Below are 3,328 nucleotides of genomic sequence, written 5' to 3'. Positions count from 1 at the left end.
AATTTGCCGGTGCCATCAACCGCGTGCCGGCTGAACATGATAGCCGCTCCAACATGCATGTGGGTGGCCGCGCCGAGCCGACCGAACTGACGGCGCGCGAGAAGGAAATCTGCGAGCGCATCGGCCCGGCGCTCCGCGAACGCGGCTTCCTCCTCGTCGGCATCGACGTCATCGGCGACTACATGACCGAGATCAACGTCACGTCACCAACCGGCATCCGCGAAGTCAAGAAATTCGGCGGCGCCGATATCGCCAGCCTGTTGTGGGATGCGATCGAGCGCAAGCGCGCGTAAGGTGGGAGTGGCCGGATGGGCGGCGACGTCTGACGTCCCCGTCCACGCATTGCCGGCAACGCCAGCTATTGTAAGCGCGGCGGCCCCACTCTCTACCGTCATCCTCGGGCTCGTCCCGAGGATCTGCTAAGCAACCAACTTGCTCGACGTGAGTGGATAGCTTGCACCATGGTGGCTGCAAGCGAGACCCATCTGCACCCTTGTATCCGTGGAGACGTGCTTAGATCCTCGGGACGAGTGTAAAGCCCGGAGACATCCCTGACAGGTGTTCGGAGACATGCCTGACACTCACGGCGGGTTCGCGAGGTCGATTTTGGCGACCTTGGTTGCGCCGAAGAAGACGCCGTATAGGCCGTCGCGGTCGAGGGGACGGATGGCGAGGCATTCTCCCTTGAAGGCGCCGGGCACGCGCCATGCCTGGCCCTTGAAGACGATGTAGCCCTTGGTCGTGCTGATGCGCCGGACGATCTCGCCGCTGTCGTAGACGGGCTCCGGCAGGCGCTTGGGAAAAGGTCTCGGCGAAGGGCTGTAGCGACTGGCCGGAACCGCCATGCCGATCGCCTCGTGCGGGCGGTGGTGATTGTAGATCTCGCGCCAACGATCAAAGGCCTTTTGCGCCTGAGGCTGACCGGAGAGTGCCGCGAAGTTCAGTACCTCGGCCTTGAGGCTGCGGTGGAAGCGCTCGTTCTTGCCGCGCCCCTGCGGGTGATAGGGCCTTGCATGGATGAGGTCGATGCCGAGCTTGAGCAGCCAGACGCGCAGCCGCGTCCACTGGTTGGGAACACCGGTGCCCCACGGATTGCCGTTATCGGTATAGATGGCCATGGGCAGGCCGTAGCGGCGCAGGATGGGCTCCATGCGGCCGCGAACGGTCGGCATCTGCTGGTCGAGGCAGGCCTCGATGGCGATGGCAAAGCGGGAATGGTCGTCGATGATGGTGAGCGGATGGCACCAACCGCCCGAGGTCAGCCTGATCTGGCCCTTGAAGTCCATCTGCCAAAGCAGGTTGGGCGCCTCGCGTTCGAAGCGGCCGGGGGCTAGGTGATACCTCGTGTGCGGGCCGATCCTGTCGTGGCGGGCAAGGATCGCATGCACGGTCGAGGCGCAGGGTGGTTCGATGCCGAGATCGAGCAACCGCCTTGCGATCTTGCGTGCGCCCCAGGCTGGGTGTTCGTCGCGGACCGAAAGCACCGAGCGCTCGAGATCGACAGTGGTACGCCGCGGGCTTGCATGCGGCCGCCGCGACCGGTCCCCCACCGTCTCGCCGGCGGCAAACCGCTTCAGCCAGACATAGCCTGTCTGGCGGCTGATGCCGAAGCGCTCGCAAAGAGCCGACACATTCGCCCCCTCAAGCCCCGCCAGCCGACAGAATTCCAAACGCTCGTCCACAACCGACCTCGCCCGCCAAGCCATCGAAACCTCCCGGATTGCAATCCGAAAAGTGTCAGGCATGTCTCCGAACATCTGTCAGGTATGTATCAAGGCTGTACAACAAGCCTGAGGATGTCGCCGAGAACGCTTTTATGTCATAAATTCAATATGTTAACGGATGGCGCCACGCACTCCACCGTCATCCTCGGGCTCGTCCCGAGGATCTAAGCACGGTCCCGTTTGCTCGACGTGAGTGGACACTTGGCACCACACGCCCTTTGCTCTAAAGCCCTTCCAACAGAATTGGAAAAGGCAGCGCAATGGGCTTCTCGATCACCACCTGGAACATCAATTCGGTCCGGCTGCGCATGCCGATCGTCGAGCAGCTCTTCCTCAAGCATCGCCCCGATATCATCTGCCTGCAGGAAACCAAGGTGCCGAATGAGCTGTTCCCGTTGGCGCCCTTGAAGGCCATGGGCTACGAGCATGTGATCATCCATGGCCAGAAGGGCTATCATGGGGTGGCGATCGCATCGCGGTTTCCTCTGGTCGAGGATCACAGCACCGATTATTGCAAGGTCGGCGATGCCCGGCATATTTCGGCGGTGTTCGAGCGCGGCGGCAAGCGCATCCGCATCCATAATTTCTATGTGCCAGCCGGTGGCGACGAGCCGGATCGGGCGATCAATCCGAAGTTCGGCCACAAACTCGATTTCATCGAGGAGATGAAGCTCCTGAAGGCCGATGGCGAGGCCAATACTTCGGCGATCCTGGTGGGCGATCTCAATATCGCGCCGCTGGAGCACGACGTCTGGTCGCACAAGCAGCTCCTGAAGATCGTCAGCCACACGCCCGTCGAGACCGAGGGCCTGCTTGAGGTGATGAAGCGCGGCCAGTGGCTCGACCTGATGCGCCAGAATGTGCCGGACACGCAGAAGCTCTATACGTGGTGGAGCTATAGGGCCAAGGATTGGGAAGCGGCGGATCGTGGCCGGCGTCTCGACCATATCTGGTCATCACGCGATCTCGGACCGCATCTGCAGCGCATCGAGATTCTGAAAGAGGCGCGCGGCTGGGATCGGCCGTCCGACCACGTGCCGGTAACGGCGCATTTCGATCTTTAAACGTAGGCAGGCGCCTCAGGCGAAGCGGTGAAGCTCGGCGGCGGCCTTTGCCGCCAATGCCGCGATATTGTCGCGGATGCGCTGCTGGATCAGCAAAGCCGCATCCGGATATTCCTCGATCAGCCGGTGAAACAGCGCGCGGGTAATGCGGATGATCGCCGTGTCCTCGCGGGCGATCGCCGTGAACTTGCGCTCGACGAGCGTGACCAGCGCAAGCTCCGACAAAAGCGTGCCGGACCCGACAACCGCCTGAACTTCAGGCTTGTTGTCGCGTCCGGTCTGGCTCAGTTCGACGCTGCCGCTGACGATGACGTAGGCGCTGTCGGCGGGAGAGCTTTCGCGAAAAAGCATCTGCCCGTTCGAAATCACGCGCCGATCCGCGCCGAAGGCGATCAGCCTCAGCTGATCCTCCGACATTCCGTTGAAAAGCGGAAGCTGCGCGAGCAGCTGGATATCGTCATTCAGCGCCATGATTACGGAACGATCTTGTAGCCGCCGTTTTCCGTGACCAGGATTTCGGCATTCGACGGATCGCGCTCG

At 62.1% G+C, this 3,328-nt stretch carries 3 protein-coding genes and 1 pseudogene; 2 read left to right on the top strand and 2 right to left on the bottom strand.

Annotated features, from left to right (window positions below):
• Positions 1 to 293: ATP-grasp domain-containing protein (locus ABW043_RS10850; RefSeq protein ID WP_502908639.1), on the top strand; the 293-nt coding region annotated here is incomplete at its 5' end.
• Positions 294 to 513: 220 nt separating this feature from the next.
• Here ABW043_RS10850 and ABW043_RS10845 read toward each other — a convergent pair.
• Positions 514 to 1,706, bottom strand: a pseudogene (locus ABW043_RS10845) (IS481 family transposase).
• Between the two features lie 278 nt (positions 1,707 to 1,984).
• Here ABW043_RS10845 and ABW043_RS10840 point away from each other — a divergent pair.
• Positions 1,985 to 2,788, top strand: a complete 804-nt coding sequence (locus ABW043_RS10840; RefSeq protein WP_112946113.1) for an exodeoxyribonuclease III — start codon at positions 1,985 to 1,987, stop codon at positions 2,786 to 2,788.
• Positions 2,789 to 2,803: 15 nt separating this feature from the next.
• Here ABW043_RS10840 and ABW043_RS10835 read toward each other — a convergent pair whose 3' ends face one another.
• The gene (locus tag ABW043_RS10835) at positions 2,804 to 3,259 is read right to left on the bottom strand and encodes a cyclic nucleotide-binding domain-containing protein (RefSeq protein WP_353921223.1); all 456 of its coding nucleotides are present in this window, start codon (positions 3,257 to 3,259) and stop codon (positions 2,804 to 2,806) included.
• Positions 3,260 to 3,328 lie beyond the last annotated feature (69 nt).

Origin of the sequence: Devosia sp. (genome assembly GCF_040509215.1) — a bacterium.
Taxonomy (GTDB): domain Bacteria; phylum Pseudomonadota; class Alphaproteobacteria; order Rhizobiales; family Devosiaceae; genus Devosia.
This window is presented reverse-complemented; position numbering and strand designations above follow the sequence as displayed.